The following is an 18,313-nucleotide window of genomic DNA, read 5'->3' as shown; positions in this document are numbered from 1 at the left end:
ACCAACAGGAACCTGTTACTGACGGGTCACACAGTGGGATCAGCCCGCCGACGCGACCATCTCGTTCGGCACCTGAGGCAGGTCGAGCGTGTCCGTCACCTTCCCGCGGGCCAGGTCGATGACGTGGACCGCCGAGGTGGCCGGGTCGGTGACGTAGGCCGTGCCGTCGAGCACCTCGAGGGCCGGCCGCGGCTGCTGCCAGTCGACCGGCTCCCGCCAACGGTCGAGGACCGGGATCGTCGCGGTGGTCCGGCCCGTGTCCACGTCGATGACCCGAAGCCTGCCGTCGGTGCCCAGCACCAGGCCCTCACCCTCCGGCCCCCGGCCCAGCGAGCGGAAGGTGTAGCTCGCCTTCACGTCGACCAGCCGGATGGTCCCCTTCCTCGTGTCGACCAGGGAGACCCGCGTCGGCCGCTCGAGCTCCGCGTCCGGGTCGGTCTTGTAGTCGCCGAGCAGCACCGGCGAGTCCTCCGATCCGGCCTGGTTGCCGATTCGTCCGTAGGCGTCGGGGCTGTCGACCTTGGTGATGGTCCGTCCGTCCACCAGGAGCGCGCCGTCCTCGCAGCCGAAGACCGCCACCTCGCCCGCGAACGCCTCGCCGTGGACGCCCGGGCACGCGTCACTTGCGGCCAGCTCGTGGCCGGCCGGGGTGACCAGGCGTACGCCGGTGCGGGTCTCGGCGTCTCCGACGGTGTGGACCAGGTTGCCGTTCCCGAGTCGTACGGCGACCCCGTGGTGCGCCTGGTCCGCGGCATCCCGGTCGGTCTCCGGAGTGCCGTCCGCGAGGTCGTGGGGGTCGAAGACGGTCCACGATCCGGTGCCGTCGTCGAACAGCACCGTGTGCCCCTCGTGGTGCACGACGTGGCCCGGCTCCTGCGCCTCGAACACCGTGCCGGTCAGGCGTGGCTCCCCGATCCACGAGTGCCCGTGGTCGCCGTGGCTGTGCGTCCAGCTGCCCAGGTCGAGCGCCTCGAAGCCACGGCTCGTCGAGAGCAGCACGTGGCGGTCGTCCCCGGCGGGGTTGGCCCGCACGAAACCCTCGGCCGGGTGGTCGAGCAGCACCTCGCCGTCGCTGGCCCGCAGCACGAGCACGCCGCCGTCGTAGGTGACGGCGAGGCGCGGCTCGGGCCCGGCCGCCTCGACGGCGCCCGGCTCGGTGTCGTCACCCGACCGGCCCTCACTCGTGGGTTCGCCGGTCTCGGTGCCGCACGCCGACACGATCAGGGTGGCCAGCAGGACTGGGATCATTCTCCATCGCTTCATGAGAACGATTCTCAGATTTGTTGAGAATGGTTGTCAACTGCCGGGTGAGGCTAGGCGGCAGGCTCCATGCCCGCGACGCGCCACGTCGACCCGTCACGCAGCACCACGAGGTTCACGTCGCTCGCGTCGGCCCGTGCCTCGTCGGAGGGTGAGCACTCCTCGGCGTCGGGCTCGTCGAAGCAGTCTTCGGGAACACCGACGTGAGCGTCCTCGATGACGATCACGGCCAGGTCGTCGGCGCCGAGCCCGTCGATGCCGGCCTGGGTGCCGACGCCAGCGATCTGGTCGTCGGTGAGGCCGACCTCTCGGGCACCCAACACCTTGGTGGGTTCGTCGGGCAGCACCAACAGGTCGTGCTCGAGCGCCCAGTGCTGGTCGTGCACGTAGTCGGCCGTGTCGGTGCGTTCCGGCGAGAGGTCGCTCCAGAAGCCCTTGCTGATCACGTCCCGGAAGGCGTCCACATCGTCGTCCCGCACGGCCTGCGCGTACGCCGCATACGCCTCTTCGGCGCTCGCCTGCCCTGCGCGCGACCGGCTGCCCGAGTCGTCACTCCCGCCGGATGAGTCGCCGTCACCGCACGCGGACAGCCCGAGGGCGAGGACGGCGCAGGCCAGCACGGCGCCCGCTCGTGTGGAGGTACGGCGGGCCGGCGCAAGGACTCGAATGATCACGCGGCGAAGGGTGTCCACGCCGGACGGGGATCAAACGCGGGCGGCCCACCACGCCAGCAGTGCGGCCTTGGCGTCCTCCTCGGACTGCGGGCCCTCGTCCATGCGCAGCTCGAGCAGGAACGAGTAGGCCTCGCCCACCTCGCGGCCGGGCGGAATGCCGAGGATCTCCATGATCTGCGTGCCGTCGAGGTCGGGCCGGATCGAGGCCAGCTCCTCCTCCTCCGAAAGCCGCGCGATGCGCTCCTCGAGGTCGTCGTACGCCTTGCGCAGCCGGGCCGCCTTGCGCTGGTTGCGGGTCGTGCAGTCGGCCCGGGTCAGGATGTGCAGCCGCTCGAGCTGGTCGCCGGCGTCACGGACGTAGCGGCGTACGGCGGAGTCGGTCCACTCGCCGTCGCCGTACCCGTGGAAGCGCAGGTGCAGCTCGACGAGCTTGGCGACCGCGTCGATCTCGTCGTTGGAGAACCGCAGCGCCTTCATCCGCTTGCGGGTGATCTTCGCGCCGACCACGTCGTGGTGGTGGAAGGTGACGACCCCGCCGTCCTCGAAGCGTCGGGTCCTCGGCTTGCCGACGTCGTGCATCAGCGCCGCGAACCGGGAGACGAAGTCGGGTCCGTTGCCCAGCCGCTCCTCCTGGTCGATCGACTGCTCCAGCACGATCAGCGTGTGCTCGTAGACGTCCTTGTGCCGATGGTGCTCATCGCGCTCGAGGGCCAGGGCCGGCAGCTCCGGGAGGACGTAGGACGCCAGGCCGGTCTCGACCAGCAGCAGCAACCCGCGGCGTGGGTACGGCGCACAGATCAGCTTCACCAGCTCGTCACGGACCCGCTCGGCCGAGATGATCTCGATCCGCCCGGCCATCGCGGTCATCGCGGCGACCACCTCGGGCGCCACGTCGAAGCCCAGCTGTGCGGCGAAGCGGGCGGCCCGCATCATGCGCAAGGGGTCGTCGGAGAAGGAGTCCTCGGGACGTCCCGGCGTGCGCAGCGTGCGCGCGGCCAGGTCGACGATGCCGCCGAACGGGTCCTCGAAGCCGCGGTCGGGCACGGTCAACGCCATCGAGTTCACCGTGAAGTCACGTCGGCCGAGGTCGCCGACCAGCGAGTCGCCGTACGCGACGTCGGGCTTGCGGGAGGTGGCGTCGTACTTCTCGGAGCGGTAGGTGGTGATCTCGACCTGCCACTCACCCTTGCGGCAACCGATCGTGCCGAAGTCGCGGCCCATGTCCCAGAGCGCGTCTGCCCAGCCCTTGAGCAGCTTCTCGGTGACGTCGGGATGCGCCGACGTGGTGAAGTCGAGGTCGTTCTGCAGCCGGCCCAGCATGGCGTCGCGGACCGGCCCGCCGACCAGTGCCAGCTCGTGGCCGGCGTCGCGGAACCGGGCCCCCAGATCGTCGATCAGGGGGGCGATCCGCTCGAGTTCCCGGGCGACCGTCTCTTGGACGTCGCTGATCAGGATCGGGGAAGGTCGGGCGTCAGGCACGGGAGACAGGGTAGTCGCCCGGCAGGCCGATAGAGTCGGCGCCGTGATCCGACCGCTGGCTGCCCTTCGCACGCCCGTGGTCCCTGTCCTTGCGGTCGCGTTCGCCTCAGCGGCACTCGTGATTCCCACCGCGATCGCGACCGGCGCGGTCGCCGCCCCGGTGTCGGGCGCGGTGTCGGGCACGGTCACCGCTCCCGCCCGGGTCGGTACGACGAGCGCCGCCGAGGCCGACCCGTTGTCGGTGACCATCGACTCGATGACGCCGTCGGTGATCCCCCGCAAGGGACCGATCCGGTTGACCGGGTCGGTCACCAACACCAGCGACGACCCCTGGCTCGACGTCAAGATCTATCCCCGACTGTCGTTCTCACCGTTCACCACCTCCGCCGAGGTCGACCTGGCCGCCGAGTCCGACCCGCGCCTGCCGTTCGGTGACCGCATCACCACCGAGGGCCACTTCGACGAGTCCATCGCGTCGCTCGACCCGGGCGAGACCCGGGCGTGGTCGATCCGGGTGCCCCGCGAGGTGTGGGCGGCCAAGATCAGTGGCGCCGAGGGGATCTACCAGATCGGCGTCCAGGCCCTGGCCGCCAACACCGACGGGGAGCGCCCCGACAACGCCATCGGTCGGGCCCGCACGTTCATCCCGCTGGTCGACGTCCGACGGCCGGAGGTGCCCACCTCGATCGTGGTGCCGATCCGCGGGCCGGTGGAGCGCCATTCGGACGGACGCCTCGCCGAGGTCGACGAGTGGGCCACCGCGCTGGGCCCCAACGGCCGCCTGGCCCAGCTGGCGAGCATGGTCGACGGCTCCGACACCCTGCCGGTGACCTGGGCGATCGACCCCGCGATCGTGACCGCGGTGGAGCAGCTCGCCGACGGGAACCCGCCCCGCGACCTCGGCGTCCCCGACGAGGAGGCAGACGCCACCGAGGACGAGGAGACCGTCGACGAGGAGGTGCCGACCGGCGCAGCCCAGGCCTGGCTCGACGACGTCACCGCACTGGCCGATGCCCACGAAGTGCTGGCCCTCCCGTACGGCGACCTCGACGTCGCGGCCGCGTCGGCCAATGACGGCTTGCTCTACGGGTTGTCGCGCAAGCTCTCGAGCGATGTCTTCAAGCGGCTGAAGGTCAGCGCCACGCCCGCCGTCGCACCGCCGTCCGGGCTCCTCCCCGGGGCCGCCATCGACGGGATCGACCCGGGCACCACGATGCTGATGTCCGACGAGGCGGTTCCCGGCGCCGCTGACGACGAGGAGGAGTCCGACCAGCCGTCCCGGCTGCAGCTGGGCGACCACCAGATGTCCCTGTACGACGCCACGATGCTCAACGTTCCCGCAGGCGATGTCCAGAACGCGCTGACCGTGCGCCAGCGGACCCTTGCCGAGGCCGCCGTGCGCTCCCTGGCCGACGACACCGACCCACTCCTGGTGAACCTGCCCACCGACTTCGACCCCGGCACGTCGGCGTCCGACTTCTTTGCCGGCCTGGATCGACCCTTCGTCGACGTACGCCGTCTCTCCACGAACACCGGTGGCCGGACCCGTGAGGTGAAGCAGGTCGACTACCCGCGGCGCCAGGAACAGCGCGAGCTGGGCTCCGCGTCGTTCACCTCGGCCCGCGAGCTGATGGAGGCCGGCGCCACCCTCGACGACATCCTGGCCGACACCGACGGCATCGAGCGGCAGACCGCCGAGGAGGCGCTCACCTACACCTCCTACATGGTGCGCGACGACCAGTTCGCCGCCGAGCAGCTGGCCGACGGCGCGACCAGCTGGCTCGAGAGCCGCCTGCGTCAGGTCACGATCGAAGCGCCGTCGTTCGTGATCCTCTCCGCGGCCAACGGGCCCTTCGCGGTCAAGATCACCAACGGCCTCGAGGTCCCGGTCACCCTCTCGATCAAGGCGCACACCCAGGACAACCTCGAGATCCGGGCGCCGGGCACCATCGAGATCGGGGCGAAGACCTCTCGCACCATCCAGCTCGACGCCACCGCCAGCTCGATCGGGGTGCACCCGGTCGACCTCGTGGCCACTGACAGCCAGGGGCGCCCGCTGGGCAGCTCCGAGGAGATGAGCGTGCGCTCCAACTCGGTCGGCAAGGTGATCTGGGTGATCCTCGGCGTCGGGGTCGGCATCCTCTTCCTTGCCATCCCGGTCCGCCTGATCCGTCGCTACCGGAAGTCACGCGCAGCATGAACACCACCCCAGACAAATCCTCGCTGCGCTGCGGTTTGCCCAGGGACCCCGGATGAGCTCCCCGAAGACCGTCATCGGCAACAGCGCCGTCATGGCGGCCGGCACCATCGTGTCCCGGTTCAGCGGCCTGATCCGGTCGATCCTGCTCGCCGCGGCCCTGGGCACCGGCGGTCACGCCGACCTCTTCAACATCGCCAACACGATCCCGAACATGCTCTACATCCTGCTGGCGGGTGGCGTGTTCAACGCCGTCCTCGTCCCGCAGCTGATCCGGGCGATGAAGAACGACGCCGACGGCGGCGAGGCCTACACCAACCGGATCATCACCCTGGCCGGGCTCTTCCTGGCCGGCGTCACGGCGGTGCTGGTCATCGCGGCGCCCTGGGTGATGGCGCTCTACCTCGACGGCGGCCACGCCGGAGCGGAACGCGAGAGCGTGGTCGACTTCGCCCGCTACTGCCTGCCCCAGGTCTTCTTCTACGGCATGTTCGTGCTGGTCGGCCAGGTGCTCAACGCCCGCGGCAGGTTCGGGCCGATGATGTGGGCGCCGATCGCCAACAACATCATCTCGATGGTGGTGCTGGTGGCCTACCTCGTCGTCTTCGGGCCGTCCTCGACCGGCGCCTACAGCAGTGGCGAGGAGCTGGTGCTCGGTCTCGGCTCGACGCTCGGCATCGCCGCCCAGTTCCTGATCCTGGTGCCCTACCTCAAGCAGGCGGGGTTCACCTACCGTCCGCGCTTCGACTTCCGCGGCTCTGGCCTCGGCCACACGCTGAAGCTGGGCATCTGGACGGTGCTGTTCGTGATCGTCAACCAGATCGCGTACACGGTCGTCGTACGACTCGCATCCGGCGGCACCGCGGACGGTGCGGACGGCACCGGCTACACCATCTACTCCGGCGCGTTCCTGCTGACCATGGTCCCCCACGGCATCGTGACGGTCTCCCTGGCCACGGCTGTCCTGCCCACCCTCTCCGCCAGCGCGGCCGACGGTCGACCCGCCGACCTGGCCCGCACCCTGTCCGACACCCTGCGCACCAGCCTGGCCTTCATCGTGCCGTTCACGATGCTGCTCCCCCTGCTCTCCCACGACATCGCCCGGGTGGTCTGGGGGTACGGCGCGGCAGCCGACAGCTACGACGACTACGCGCCCACGGTGGCGCTCTTCGCCCCGGGCATCCTCTTCTTCACCGTGCACTACCTCATGCTGCGCGGGTTCTACGCCCTCGAGCGCACCCGCACGGTCTTCTGGGTTCAGTGCGTGATCGCGGTGGTCAACATCGCCCTGGCCGTCGCGCTCGTCGCGGCGACCAACGCAGACTTCACCGCCCCGGCGCTCGCCCTCGCCTACGCCGGTGCGTACGGCGTGGGCGCGTGCGGCTCCTACGTGTTGCTCCGCCACCTGCTCGGCGGCCTGCAGACCCCGCGCCTGGTGCGGTTCCTGATCCGTGTCGTGATCGCCGGTGGCGGTGCCGCCGTGGCGGCCTACGCCGTGGCCCGCGGGTTCGACGCCCTCGTCGGCACCGGGGACGGACTGGTCTCGTCGGTCCTCTTCCTGGCCCTCGTGGCCGCGGTCGACGGCCTCGTCTTCCTGGTCCTGGCCCGGGTCATGCACATCCGCGAGGTCAACGAACTCGTCGAGACCGTGTCGCGACGCCTGCCGGTCCCACGTCGCGGCTGAGAAGCGGCCTACGATGAGCCCCGGAAGCTCATCTGGTTGATCGCGCGATGGGGAGGGAAGCGACGATGACGGCGTACCGGCGACCGGGCGACGTGATTGTCGACCGCTACCGCCTCATCGACCTGCTCAACGAGGCGCGCGGCGCCCGGTTCTGGCTGGCGTGGGACAACATCCTGGCCCGCCACGTCGCGGTGCACCTGATCAGCGAGGACGACCCTCGGGCCGACGAGCTGCGTGCTGCGGCCCGGCGCTCGGCCCGCCTCCTCGACCCGCGCCTGCTCCGGGTGCTCGACATCGGCACGATCGCGGGCAACTGCTACGTCGTCAACGAGTGGGGCGAGGGCGTCTCCCTCAACAACATGCTCGCCGAGGGGCCACTGGCACCCCGCCGTGCGGCGTGGCTGATCGGCGAGGTCAGCGAGACCATCGCCGCGGCCCACGCCTCGGGAGTGGCCCACGGCCGCCTGGTCCCCGAGAACGTCCTGATCGACGAGCGCGGATCCGTCAAGGTGATCGGCTTCGCCGTCGACGCCGCGCTGCACGGCCTGCCCGAGGGGCGCACCTCCACCGAGGTCGTCGACCTCGCCGGCCTGCTCTACGCCGCACTCACCGGCAAGTGGCCCGGCATCTCGACCTCCTCGGTCAAGCCAGCCCCGCAGGAGCACGGCCGAGCCCTGCGCCCACGCCAGGTCCGCGCCGGCGTGCCCCGCATCCTCGACACACTCTGCGACGAGGTGCTCAGCCCCTACCCCGGACCCCATGACCACGGCTACGACTCGGCCGCAGCGATCGCGACCGCGCTGATGGAGTACGTCGGCGACCCCGCGGCGATGGCGGAGGCCGAGGCGGCCAGCCGTCGTGGCAACACCCACCCGCGCCTGCCACGCATCGAGGCACTGGTGCTCGCCCCGGACCCGGTGCCCGAACCAGATCCCGAGCCTGAGCCTGAGCCCGAGCCCGAGCCGACGCCGGAGCCCGAGCCGCCTGCGCGCCCGAGCCCGGCGGAGGAGACCGTCGCCGGCGCGCCCGTGTTCTACGACGACTCCGGCGACGTGGGCTGGGTCAGCCCCAGCCCCGCGCCGCCACCCCCGCCTCCGCCGCCGTTCGAGGAGCAGCCGGCGCGACCGCTCTTCGCCCCCGACCCGCCCGAGGGCCGGGCGGTCCGCACACCCCGGCCCGGCGCCGAGCAGGACTCCGCGCAGTACTGGCCCTGGGAGACCGGCACCGGCGCCGTACCCCCGGCCCCGGACGACACCCCCGGCGAGGACGACTCCGTCCCCGGCCGCAACTGGATGCGCACCGCCTGGATCATCGCCGCCTCACTGCTGATCCTGGTCGCGATGATCTACGCCTTCAACCGCGGCCGCGACACCGACGGTGCCTCCGACGACGACGAGGACAGCCGGGCGACGACCACCACCTCCGCGCGCGCCGTGCTGAAACCGGTCGGCATCTCCGACCTCGACCCCTACGGCGACCCGCCCGAGGAGAACTCAGACCGGGCCCCGCTGGCCATCGACGGCGACGCGGCCACGGCCTGGCAGACCTCCGGCTACGACCAGAACTTCGGACCCGGCGGACTCAAGCCCGGCGTTGGCCTGGTCGTCGACCTGGGCGAGGAGAAACAGGTCGGGTCGGCCGTGGCCACCGTGCTCAACGACCCCACGGCTGCCGAGCTGTACGTCGTCGGCGGCGACTCCGCCCCGGCGAGTGTCGACGACCTCGACCCAGTCGCCTCGGCGACCTCGAGCCAGGGACGTCTTGTGCTCAAGCCCGGCGACGCCGCCACCGGCCGGTGGGTCGTGCTGTGGCTGACCTCGGTGCCGAACGACGGCTCCTACCGGGGCAGGGTCGCCGAGATCCAGGTGCGCGAGTGACCCGCTCCGACCACGACCTCCTGCGCGCCCACGTCGACGGTGACCCGGACGCGTTCGGGGAGCTGTTCGGCAGGCACCGGGACCGGCTGTGGGCAGTGGCCCTGCGCACCATGGGCAACCCGGAGGAGGCCGCCGACGCCCTCCAGGACGGCCTGATCTCCGCGTTCCGCCGGGCCGGCAGCTTCCGGGGAGACGCCGCGGTCACCACCTGGTTGCACCGCGTGGTGGTCAATGCGTGCCTCGACCGGATCCGGGCCAACAAGGTCCGGGCCGCCGGGGCCCTGCCCGACGACCTCGACGAGTACGCCGGACGCGGCACGCTCAGCACCTCCGACCAGGGTCCACTCCCCGAGGACGCCGCCGCCGACGGTGAGCGCCGGCGCGTGGTCCTCGACGCCCTGCGCACCCTGCCCGAGGAGCAGCGCGCCGCCCTCGTGCTGGTCGACATGGAGGGGTACGGCGTCGCCGAGGCGGCCGAGATCCTCGAGTGCGCGGTCGGCACGATCAAGTCCCGGTGTGCCCGCGGGCGAGCCAGACTGGCCCCGCTGCTGGGCGTGCTCCGCGAACCCGACGTGAGCCCGCCCACGCCCGGGAACCCGCCGGCCTCCTCCCCCGTCTCATCCTCGGACCCACCGCGCGGGCCACCCGCCTGACCGGCCACCGACCCCGTCCCACCATTCGATCTCCCGCCTCGCCACCCATCCACCCAGGAGGTGAATCGCCATGACCGACCCGGAGCTGACCCCCGCCCAGAACGAGGCGGTCCGCCGCCTGCTTGCCGACGCCCGCCACGACGAGCCGATGCCGGCCGAGGTCGCGGCACGCCTCGACGACGTGCTGGCCGACCTCTCGGGTGAGCGCGCCACCTCTCCCGAAGCCACGTCTCCCGAAGCCGCCTCCTCCGACGTCACGTCGGACGCCGACGGGGCTGTCGTCGTACCCCTCGCGGAGCGGCGTGAGCGCAAGGCCCGCCGCTGGCCCGCCGTACTGCTCTCCGCCGCGGCCGTGGCGGCCATCGGCCTCGGCGTCACCCAGATGCTCGACAGCTCCCCCGACGGCGACAACGGCAGCGCCGAGTCCAGGAGCGCCGACGACGGCGCCGCCAAGGACTCGCTCCAGGGCGAGGACGCTCCCAGCTCCTCCGACTCCGCAACCGAGGAGCCACCGACCACGGCACGCCTGCCGCAGAACCTGGACGACCTCGAGAGTGAGCTGACCTCCGAGCTCGGCCCGGTCACGTTCCGGGACGGCCAGGCGTACAAGGCCGACGTCACCCCGCGAGAGACTGCCACCCTGACCCGGCGCTGCGGACCCGACAAGGCGGTTCCCGGCGCCTGGCTCCAGCCCGCGACGTACCGCGGTCGCGACGCCCTGGTCATCTTCCACCCCCCGTCACCGACCGGGCGCCGGGTCGACCTCTACGTCTGCGGCCCCAAGAGCGGCCGCTACGTCGATTCGGTCACCCTTCCCTCCGGGGAATGACCCGCCCGTAGGATCGGTTGCACCCGACGTACCCAGATCGACCCACGGGATCGACCAACGGCCAGGGAGGCCTGCGCACCATGAGCACCGACGTCCGCAACGTGATCATCATCGGCTCCGGCCCGACCGGCTACACCGCGGCCGTGTACGCCGCCCGGGCCAACCTCGAGCCCCTCGTCTTCGAGGGCTCGGTGACCGCCGGTGGCGCGTTGATGAACACCACCGAGGTGGAGAACTTCCCCGGCTTCCGCGACGGCATCATGGGCCCGGCCCTGATGGACGAGATGCGCGCCCAGGCCGAGCGCTTCGGCGCCGAGCTGATCCCCGACGACGTGGTCTCGGTCGACCTGACCGCCACCCCCAAGGTGGTGCGCACCGCCGACGGCGAGTTCCGCGCGCGCTCGGTGATCCTGGCGACCGGCTCGGGCTACCGCAAGCTCGGCCTGCCCAACGAGGAGGAGCTCTCCGGACGCGGCGTGTCGTGGTGCGCCACCTGCGACGGCTTCTTCTTCCGCGACCAGAACATCGCCGTGGTCGGCGGTGGCGACTCCGCCATCGAGGAGGCCACCTTCCTGACCCGCTTCGGCTCCAAGGTCACCCTGATCCACCGCCGCGACGAGTTGCGCGCCTCCAAGATCATGCAGGAGCGAGCCTTCGCCGACCCGAAGCTCGACATCGCCTGGAACTCCGAGGTCGCCTCGATCAACGGCACCGACTCGCTGGAGTCCCTGACCCTGCGCGACACGGTCACCGGTGAGGAACGCACCCTCGAGGCCACCGGCCTGTTCATCGCCGTCGGCCACGACCCGCGCTCCGAGCTCCTGACCGGCCAGGTCGACCTCGACGAGAACGGCTACGTCCTCGTCGACCAGCCTTCCACCCGCACCAACATCGAGGGCGTCTTCGCCGCAGGCGACCTGGTCGACCACCACTACCGCCAGGCCATCACCGCTGCCGGCACCGGTTGCTCGGCCGCTCTCGACGCCGAGCGCTACATCGCCGCCCTCGACCACGCGGCCGCCACCGGTGCCGCCGCCGTCGAGTCCGAGACGATCACCCAGGAAGTCCAGACCGCCGGCGCGTGAGGCCGCGATCACCGGTCTCGCCGGGAATGATCGTCGGTGGGGTCGTGTTGAGTCAGGTGCACGACCCAGTCCAAGCTTCCAGCCCGGACAGCCCGGGAACCAGAAAGGGATAACCGTGGGCAACATTGCAGCCGTGACCGACGCCGAGTTCGACGCCGAGGTCCTCAAGTCCGACAAGCCCGTCCTCGTGGACTTCTGGGCCGAGTGGTGCGGCCCGTGCCGCCAGGTCGCCCCGATCCTCGACGAGATCGCCGGCCAGCACGGCGACAAGATCGGCTTCTTCAAGCTGAATGTCGACGAGAACCCGGTCACCCCGGCGACCTACCGCGTCACCGGCATCCCGACGATCAACGTCTACCAGAACGGCGAGGTCGTGAAGTCCATCGTCGGCGCGAAGCCCAAGGCCGCGCTGCTGAAGGAACTCGACCAGTTCATCAACTGATCTCAGCTCAGTCCCCCACGCGCCGGAGGCAGCCCCCCAGGGGCGGTCTTCGGCGCTGGTCGTTTCGGGCGCACCACACCCAGCAGGCGCTCCACCGCCTGCTCCACCTCGTCCTTCCAGGTGAGCACCGACCGGAGCTCCATCCGCAGCCGCGGGTGGGTGGGGTGCGCCCGTTGCGTCTTGAAGCCCACCCGGGTGAGGAACCCCGCCGGTACGACGCAGTGCCCCAGGCCCTGCTCACGCGTCGAGCCGAACGCCTCCACGGCACGCACCTCCCCGCGCTTGATCAGGTCCTTGGCCAGGCCCTGGATCAGCAACCGTCCGATGCCGTGCCCGGTCCACGCCGGGTCGACGTACACCGTGGTCAGGACCAGCGCATCGGGTGAGACCGGCGCCGTCGGGAAGGCCGAGACACCCGGCACCCAGGCGGTCGGTGCGTAGATCAGGTAGCCCACGGCCTCGTCGTCGACCATGGCCACCCGCCCGCACGAGCCCCACTCCCGGAGAACCTCGGAGATCCAGGCCTCCTTCTCGCAGGCCGACTCCTCGGCGTCGAGCCGGTCACGGCGTACCGGGTCGAGCTGCCAGAACAGGCAGTGCTGGCAGGGCTGGGGCAACCCGTCGAGGTTGTCCAGCGTCAGGGGCACCGTCTTGCGTGACATCACCGGCTCTCCGGGGTCGCGCCACGGTGTCAGGGCTCCCTGCCTGTGCGCGACCGCCATGCATCCCTCATGCTAGTGGTCACCATCACCCGCCGAGGAGCATCCGTTGCGCGACTTCACGTACCCGTCGATCATCACCACCGCCAAGGGCCTGTTCCGAGCCCTCGGCCTCAGGTTCACGATGACCGGCACCGAGCACGTGCCCCGCGAGGGCGGCGTGCTCCTGGCCTGCAACCACATCGGGTACGCCGACTTCGTGTTCGGCGGCCTCGCCGCAAACCCGTCCGGCCGCAAGGTCCGGTTCATGGCAAAGCGCGAGATCTTCGACCACAAGATCGCCGGGCCGGTGATGCGCTCCATGCACCACATCCGCGTTGACCGGGCCGACGGCCTCGACTCGTTCCACGAAGCGGTCCGCTACCTGCGTGAGGGAGAGGCCGTCGGCATCTTCCCCGAGGCCACCATCTCCCGGTCGTTCCAGATCAAGGAGATCAAGAGCGGCGCCGTCCGCATCGCCGCCGAGGCCGGCGTACCCCTCCTCCCGGTGATCATGTGGGGCACGCACCGGATCATCACCAAGGACCACCCCAAGGACTTCTCCCGCGGCAAGACCATCGCGCTGGCCGTGGGTGAGCCGTTGCACCCGACCGGCGAGGACCCGGTCGCCGAGGCCGCCGAGCTGAAGGCGGCCCTGCAGAAGTTGCTCGACGAGACGATCCGGGCCTACCCCGCCGCCGAGCAGCCCGAAGGCTCCTGGTGGCTGCCCAAGTCGTACGGCGGCTCGGCCCCCACGCTCGAGGAGGCCGAGGTGCTCGACGCCAACGAGAAGCGCGAGCGGGCCGCCCGTCGAGCCGCCAAGCGGGCCGCCAAGAAGTGATGCTGCAGGTTTTCCCGGCGCGCCGGGGAAACCTGTACTTCCCACGTGAGGTCTGCCGTGGGGAGCGCATGCTTTCCGTGGGATGTTCCCCGTGAAACAAGCGATATGTGGTTTTGTCGACAAAACCACATATCGATATCGTGACTTGTGACGAGACCAGAACGCCCGACCCCGGCTGATCGCCGGGGCCGGGCGTTCACAGAACTCAGATCGGGCGGTCCTGGCGGTTGCGGGGGTCCATGACATCGACGATGCGGCGCAGGTCCTCCATCGAGGCGAACTCGACGGTGATCTTGCCCTTGCTGCGTCCCAGGTCGACCTTGACCCGGGTCTCGAAGCGGTCGGAGAGCCGCTCGGCGAGATCGGCGAGGCCGGGTGCCGTCGGCTTGTTGCGCGCCGAACGGGTGCCCTTGCCGCCATGGTCGCCCACGGAGACGATCTCCTCGAGGCCCCGCACGCTGATCCCCTCGGCCACCACGCGCTGGGCGAGCCGGTCCTGGATGTCGCCGTCCTCGACCGCGAGGAGTGAGCGAGCGTGGCCCGCAGAGAGGACCCCGGCAGCGACTCGGCGCTGCACAGCGGGAGAGAGCTTGAGCAGCCGCAACGTGTTGGAGATCTGCGGTCGCGAGCGACCGATCCGGCCGGCGAGGTCCTCGTGCGTGCAGCCGAAGTCCTCGAGCATCTGCGAGTACGCGGCCGCCTCCTCGAGCGGGTTCAGCTGCGAACGGTGCAGGTTCTCCAGCAGCGCGTCGCGCAGCATGTCGTTGTCGCCGGTCTGACGCACGATCGCCGGGATGAACTCCTGGCCGGCCTCCTGCGAGGCCCGCCACCGGCGCTCACCCATGATCAGCTCGTACGCCGGCTCACCGTCGGCGGCGTCCTCGTCGAGGCGACGTACGACGATCGGCTGGAGCAGGCCGACCTCGCGGATCGAGTGGACCAGCTCCGCCATCGCCTCCTCCTCGAAGACCTGGCGCGGCTGACGGGCGTTCGGGGTGATCGACTTGAGCGGGAGCTCGGCGAAGTAGGCCCCCGCGACCAGGGGAGCCTCCACTGAGGGAGTGTCGCCGGCGTCGACTGCTGCGGCGCCCGCACCGTCCTGCGGCGTGGCTGCCGACGACATGGCGCCGACGGCGTAGTAAGTAGGGGTCGACGCGTGATCCGGCGTGCCGTCTGTTGACGGTGCGTCCTGGGGCTCCGCGGGAGCGGTCGGGATCAGCGCACCGAGGCCACGTCCGAGGCCACGTCGCTGGGTCTGCTTCTGGTTCATGCCTTCGCTCCCTTGGTCGCCATCTCGCGCGCCGCTTCCAGGTAGCTGAGTGCCCCCGGTGATCCCGGATCGTAGGTCATCACGGTCTGACCGTAGGAAGGGGCCTCCGAGACCCGGACGGAACGAGGGATCGAGGTCTTGAGCACCGTGTCGCCGAAGTGTTCTCGTACCTCGTCGGCCACACCTGCGGCCAGGCGCGTGCGGGCGTCGTACATGGTGATCAGGATCGTGGTGACGTCGAGGCGGTTGTTGAGGTGCTTCTTCACCATGTCGACGGTCTCGAGCAGCTGTCCGAGCCCCTCGAGCGCGTAGTACTCCGCCTGGATCGGGATCAGCATCTCCGCGCCGGCCACGAGCGCGTTGAGGGTGAGCAGGCCCAAGGACGGCGGGCAGTCGATGAGCACGTAGTCGAAGCGCTCCTCGCCGGCCTCCGCCTCGGTGCCGACGAGGGGGTGCGCGTCGATCGCCTTCTGGAGGCGGCTCTCGCGCGCCACCACGGAGACCAGCTCGATCTCCGCGCCGGCCAGGTCGATGGTCGCGGGGACCACCGAGAGGTTCTCGAACTCGGGGCTCTGGCTGGCGACCTCTGCGAGGGGGGAGCCCTCGACGAGCATGTCGTACGTCGAGGGCACGCCGCGGTGGTGCTCGACCGACAGTGCGGTCGACGCGTTGCCCTGCGGGTCGAGGTCGATGACGAGCACACGCTGGCCGAGCTGGACGAGCGCGGCGGCCAGGTTCACGGTCGAGGTGGTCTTGCCCACGCCGCCCTTCTGGTTGGCCACGACCATCACCCGGGTCTGGGCCGGGCGACCGACCGACGGGCGACCGAAGGCCGAGCGTCGAGCCAGGATGGAGTGCTCGGCGGCTCGCGCCAGCGGCGTGCTCTCGCTCTGGAAGGTGGGCTCCGAATCCGCGACCTCCGCGGCCGTTCGGACCACGAATCCGGGGCTGGAGGCCGATGTTTCACGTGAAACCACGGAATCCTCTTCCTGTGGAGAATGGACCTGACTCTGTGGAGAACCACGCTCAGCAGAGGTGTTTTCCCCGGTGGATAACTCTTGATCGGGTGCTGCAGGTGACTCGAAATGGCCGCTCATGAGCCTCGCCGGGCCTGCCGGCGGGAACGCTTCGAGCCACCACCTGCCGGAGCGTCCAAACGTACCGTCGGGAGGCCTGCCCATGCCACTCTCACGGCATACGTGAGCGGATCGACCAAGCCTTCGCCCAGCACGACTGTCTCCGGGGGAGTGCAGCCCAGCTTCGCCAGCACGGGAGCGGCCTCGACGATCTCGTCCTCGACCGACGATCCCTTCATCGCCACGAGGGCTCCCTCGGCGGAGACCAGCGGCATCGACCACTCCAGCAGCCGACCCAGCGGTGCCACCGCGCGGGAAGTGACGACGTCGAAGGTGCGACGGCCGTGCAGGGCGTCCGCACGGCCGCGGACCACCTCGACGTTCTCGAGCGCCAAGGCTTCGACGACCTCATTCACATAGGTCGTGCGACGCAACAGTGGCTCTACGAGCGTGATCTGGAGGTCAGGCCGCGCGATCGCCAGCACGAGCCCCGGGAGGCCGGCCCCGCTGCCGATGTCGCAGACGCTCATGTTCTCGGGTATCGCGTCACCGAGGACGGCACAGTTCAACAGATGGCGCTCCCACAGGCGGGGCGCCTCACGGGGGCCGATCAGCCCACGGACCACGCCGGCGTCGGCAAGGGAGGCGGCGTACGCCTCGATGAGGGGGAGTCGCGAAGATGCGAACACCCTCCGCGCCGCCTCCGGAGTCTCCGGGGGCGCGGAGGATGTTTCACGTGAAACCACGATCAGGAGACCGTCACGCCGGAAGCACCACGACGAAGCGACGCGGCTCGGCGCCCTCGGACTCCGACTGCAGGCCGCCGGCTGCCACGGCGTCGTGGACCACCTTGCGCTCGAAGGGGGACATCGGGTCGAGGGACACCGGCTCACCGGTCTCCTTGACCTGCGCGATGGTCTCCTCGGCCAGCTTCACCAGGCTCGTCTTCTGGTCGGCCCGGTAGCCGCCGATGTCGAGCATCAGGCGGGACCGGTCGCCGGTCTCGCGGTAGACGGCAAGGCGGGTCAGCTCCTGGAGGGCCTCGAGGACCTCGCCGTTGGAGCCGACGAGCTGCGAGAGGTCGGCGCCGACGATGGACACGGCGGCGCGGTCACCCTCGACGTCCATGTCCAGGTCACCGTCGAGATCGGCGATGTCGAGCAGTTCCTCGAGGTAGTCGGCGGCGATGTCGCCCTCCTGCTCGAGACGCTGGATGCGGGAGGGACGCGTGGCGTCCTCGGTCACTTCTTCACTCACGTGTGGAACTCCTTGGTGCAATGGGTAGGTCAGGGACGCTTCTTCGGCGGACTCTTCTTCTTGTTCGTCCGCTGGCTGCGAGGCTGCTTCTTCGGCTGCACGCGGGGTGCGACCTTCGGCTCCTCGACGGCCTCGGTGAGGGTGTCGGTGGACACCTCGGCGTCGGTCTTCAGGCCCTTGCGGGCGGCGTGCGCCTTGTCGCGCTCCGCCTTGGCGGCGGCCGCGGGCGTGCCGGGCACGGGGTTGTTGCGGATCACGTAGAACTGCTGACCCATGGTCCACAGGTTCGAGACGGTCCAGTAGATGAGGACACCGATCGGGAACGCGACGCCACCGACGGCGAAGACCACCGGGAGCACGTAGAGCAGCATCTTCTGCTGCTGGGCGTAGGGGCCGGTCATCGCCGAGGCCGGCATGTTCTTGGTCATCAGCTGACGCTGCGTGGTGAACGTGGTGACCAGCATGGCCAGCACGAAGACCAGCGCCATGACCTGCAGGCGGTGGTCGCCGTCAGCCTTGAGGAATGTGCCGGCGAGGTCGACGCCGAAGAGCTTCGAGTCGCCGAACTGACGCGCGGCGGTCTCGTCCAGGACGCCGTGCGCCTTGCCCTTCTTCGCCGCCTGGTCGAGCAGGCGGAAGAGGGCCAGGAAGATCGGCATCTGCAGCAGGATCGGCAGGCAGGAGGCGAACGGGTTGGTCCCGGCCTCCTTGTAGAGCGCCATCGTCTCCTGGGCGAGCCGCTCCCGGTCGTGGCCGTACTTCTTCTGCAGCTCCTTGACCTTGGGCTGCAGCAGCTGCATGTTGCGTGAAGACTTGATCTGCTTCACGAACAGCGGGATCAGGGCGGCACGGATCACGAGCGTCAGCCCGACGATCGACAACGCCCACGCGGCACCGCCAGCCGGGTCCATGAACGTGCTGAACAGCTTGTGGAAGCCCACCAGCACGACGGAGATCACGTAGTACAGCGGGACCATGATGAAGTGGCCGA

At 70.2% G+C, this 18,313-nt stretch carries 17 protein-coding genes; 8 read left to right on the top strand and 9 right to left on the bottom strand.

Features of this window, described 5'->3' with window-relative positions; genetic code table 11:
* Window positions 1-39: 39 nt before the first annotated feature.
* The 3 genes from aztD to ASH02_RS01445 are packed head-to-tail and all read right to left on the bottom strand — an operon-like array spanning window position 40 to window position 3,413.
* Window positions 40-1,263, bottom strand: a complete 1,224-nt coding sequence (gene aztD / locus ASH02_RS01455; protein ID WP_056684157.1) for a zinc metallochaperone AztD — start codon at window positions 1,261-1,263, stop codon at window positions 40-42.
* Window positions 1,264-1,313: 50 nt separating this feature from the next.
* Entirely contained in the window at window positions 1,314-1,934 is a 621-nt protein-coding gene (locus tag ASH02_RS01450) for a hypothetical protein (protein ID WP_156409678.1), read from the bottom strand.
* A gap of 30 nt (window positions 1,935-1,964) precedes the next feature.
* Window positions 1,965-3,413, bottom strand: a complete 1,449-nt coding sequence (locus ASH02_RS01445) for a CCA tRNA nucleotidyltransferase (protein ID WP_057294148.1) — start codon at window positions 3,411-3,413, stop codon at window positions 1,965-1,967.
* A gap of 43 nt (window positions 3,414-3,456) precedes the next feature.
* On the opposite strand from ASH02_RS01445, the gene ASH02_RS01440 reads away from it, so the two are divergent.
* From ASH02_RS01440 to trxA, 7 genes are all read left to right on the top strand, one after another.
* On the top strand, window positions 3,457-5,613 hold the full coding sequence (locus ASH02_RS01440) for a DUF6049 family protein (protein ID WP_057294147.1): 2,157 nt from the start codon (window positions 3,457-3,459) through the stop codon (window positions 5,611-5,613).
* Window positions 5,614-5,665: 52 nt separating this feature from the next.
* Window positions 5,666-7,294 carry a murein biosynthesis integral membrane protein MurJ gene (gene murJ / locus ASH02_RS01435; RefSeq protein ID WP_057294146.1) on the top strand — a complete coding sequence of 543 codons (1,629 nt, stop codon included), beginning with the start codon at window positions 5,666-5,668 and terminating at the stop codon, window positions 7,292-7,294.
* Between the two features lie 65 nt (window positions 7,295-7,359).
* Window positions 7,360-9,171 (top strand): protein kinase family protein, encoded by a 1,812-nt coding sequence (locus tag ASH02_RS01430; RefSeq protein WP_056684169.1) that lies wholly within the window; start codon window positions 7,360-7,362, stop codon window positions 9,169-9,171.
* Window positions 9,168-9,824 (top strand): RNA polymerase sigma factor SigM, encoded by a 657-nt coding sequence (sigM, locus tag ASH02_RS01425; RefSeq protein ID WP_156388765.1) that lies wholly within the window; start codon window positions 9,168-9,170, stop codon window positions 9,822-9,824. The genes ASH02_RS01430 and sigM overlap by 4 nt, the downstream gene beginning before the upstream one ends.
* A 70-nt stretch (window positions 9,825-9,894) precedes the next feature.
* The gene (locus ASH02_RS01420) at window positions 9,895-10,653 is read left to right on the top strand and encodes a hypothetical protein (RefSeq protein ID WP_056684172.1); all 759 of its coding nucleotides are present in this window, start codon (window positions 9,895-9,897) and stop codon (window positions 10,651-10,653) included.
* An 80-nt stretch (window positions 10,654-10,733) separates the two neighbouring features.
* The gene (gene trxB, locus ASH02_RS01415) at window positions 10,734-11,738 is read left to right on the top strand and encodes a thioredoxin-disulfide reductase (RefSeq protein ID WP_056684175.1); all 1,005 of its coding nucleotides are present in this window, start codon (window positions 10,734-10,736) and stop codon (window positions 11,736-11,738) included.
* Window positions 11,739-11,853: 115 nt separating this feature from the next.
* Window positions 11,854-12,180 (top strand): thioredoxin, encoded by a 327-nt coding sequence (gene trxA, locus ASH02_RS01410; RefSeq protein ID WP_056684178.1) that lies wholly within the window; start codon window positions 11,854-11,856, stop codon window positions 12,178-12,180.
* A gap of 2 nt (window positions 12,181-12,182) precedes the next feature.
* Here the strand turns inward: trxA and ASH02_RS01405 are convergent, their stop codons facing one another.
* Window positions 12,183-12,902 carry a GNAT family N-acetyltransferase gene (locus ASH02_RS01405; protein WP_235530145.1) on the bottom strand — a complete coding sequence of 240 codons (720 nt, stop codon included), beginning with the start codon at window positions 12,900-12,902 and terminating at the stop codon, window positions 12,183-12,185.
* Between the two features lie 46 nt (window positions 12,903-12,948).
* Here ASH02_RS01405 and ASH02_RS01400 point away from each other — a divergent pair, with 46 nt between their 5' ends.
* The gene (locus tag ASH02_RS01400; protein WP_057294145.1) at window positions 12,949-13,719 is read left to right on the top strand and encodes a lysophospholipid acyltransferase family protein; all 771 of its coding nucleotides are present in this window, start codon (window positions 12,949-12,951) and stop codon (window positions 13,717-13,719) included.
* A 205-nt stretch (window positions 13,720-13,924) separates the two neighbouring features.
* Here the strand turns inward: ASH02_RS01400 and ASH02_RS01395 are convergent, their stop codons facing one another.
* The 5 genes from ASH02_RS01395 to yidC all read right to left on the bottom strand — a co-directional run bounded on the left by ASH02_RS01395 (window position 13,925) and on the right by yidC (window position 18,299).
* A complete protein-coding gene (locus ASH02_RS01395; protein ID WP_057294144.1) occupies window positions 13,925-14,989 on the bottom strand; it encodes a ParB/RepB/Spo0J family partition protein in 1,065 nt (354 codons plus the stop codon).
* Window positions 14,986-15,966: a ParA family protein gene (locus ASH02_RS01390; RefSeq protein ID WP_200959031.1), complete on the bottom strand. Its 981-nt coding sequence runs from the start codon at window positions 15,964-15,966 to the stop codon at window positions 14,986-14,988. Before ASH02_RS01390 ends, ASH02_RS01395 begins: the two co-directional genes overlap by 4 nt.
* A gap of 116 nt (window positions 15,967-16,082) precedes the next feature.
* Window positions 16,083-16,754: a 16S rRNA (guanine(527)-N(7))-methyltransferase RsmG gene (gene rsmG, locus ASH02_RS01385; protein WP_057294143.1), complete on the bottom strand. Its 672-nt coding sequence runs from the start codon at window positions 16,752-16,754 to the stop codon at window positions 16,083-16,085.
* Window positions 16,755-16,824: 70 nt separating this feature from the next.
* A complete protein-coding gene (locus tag ASH02_RS01380) occupies window positions 16,825-17,343 on the bottom strand; it encodes a Jag family protein (protein ID WP_414858579.1) in 519 nt (172 codons plus the stop codon).
* Window positions 17,344-17,351: 8 nt separating this feature from the next.
* On the bottom strand, window positions 17,352-18,299 hold the full coding sequence (gene yidC, locus ASH02_RS01375) for a membrane protein insertase YidC (protein ID WP_056685222.1): 948 nt from the start codon (window positions 18,297-18,299) through the stop codon (window positions 17,352-17,354).
* Window positions 18,300-18,313 lie beyond the last annotated feature (14 nt).

Source organism: Nocardioides sp. Soil796 (assembly GCF_001429525.1).
Lineage (GTDB): Bacteria > Actinomycetota > Actinomycetes > Propionibacteriales > Nocardioidaceae > Nocardioides.
This window is presented reverse-complemented; position numbering and strand designations above follow the sequence as displayed.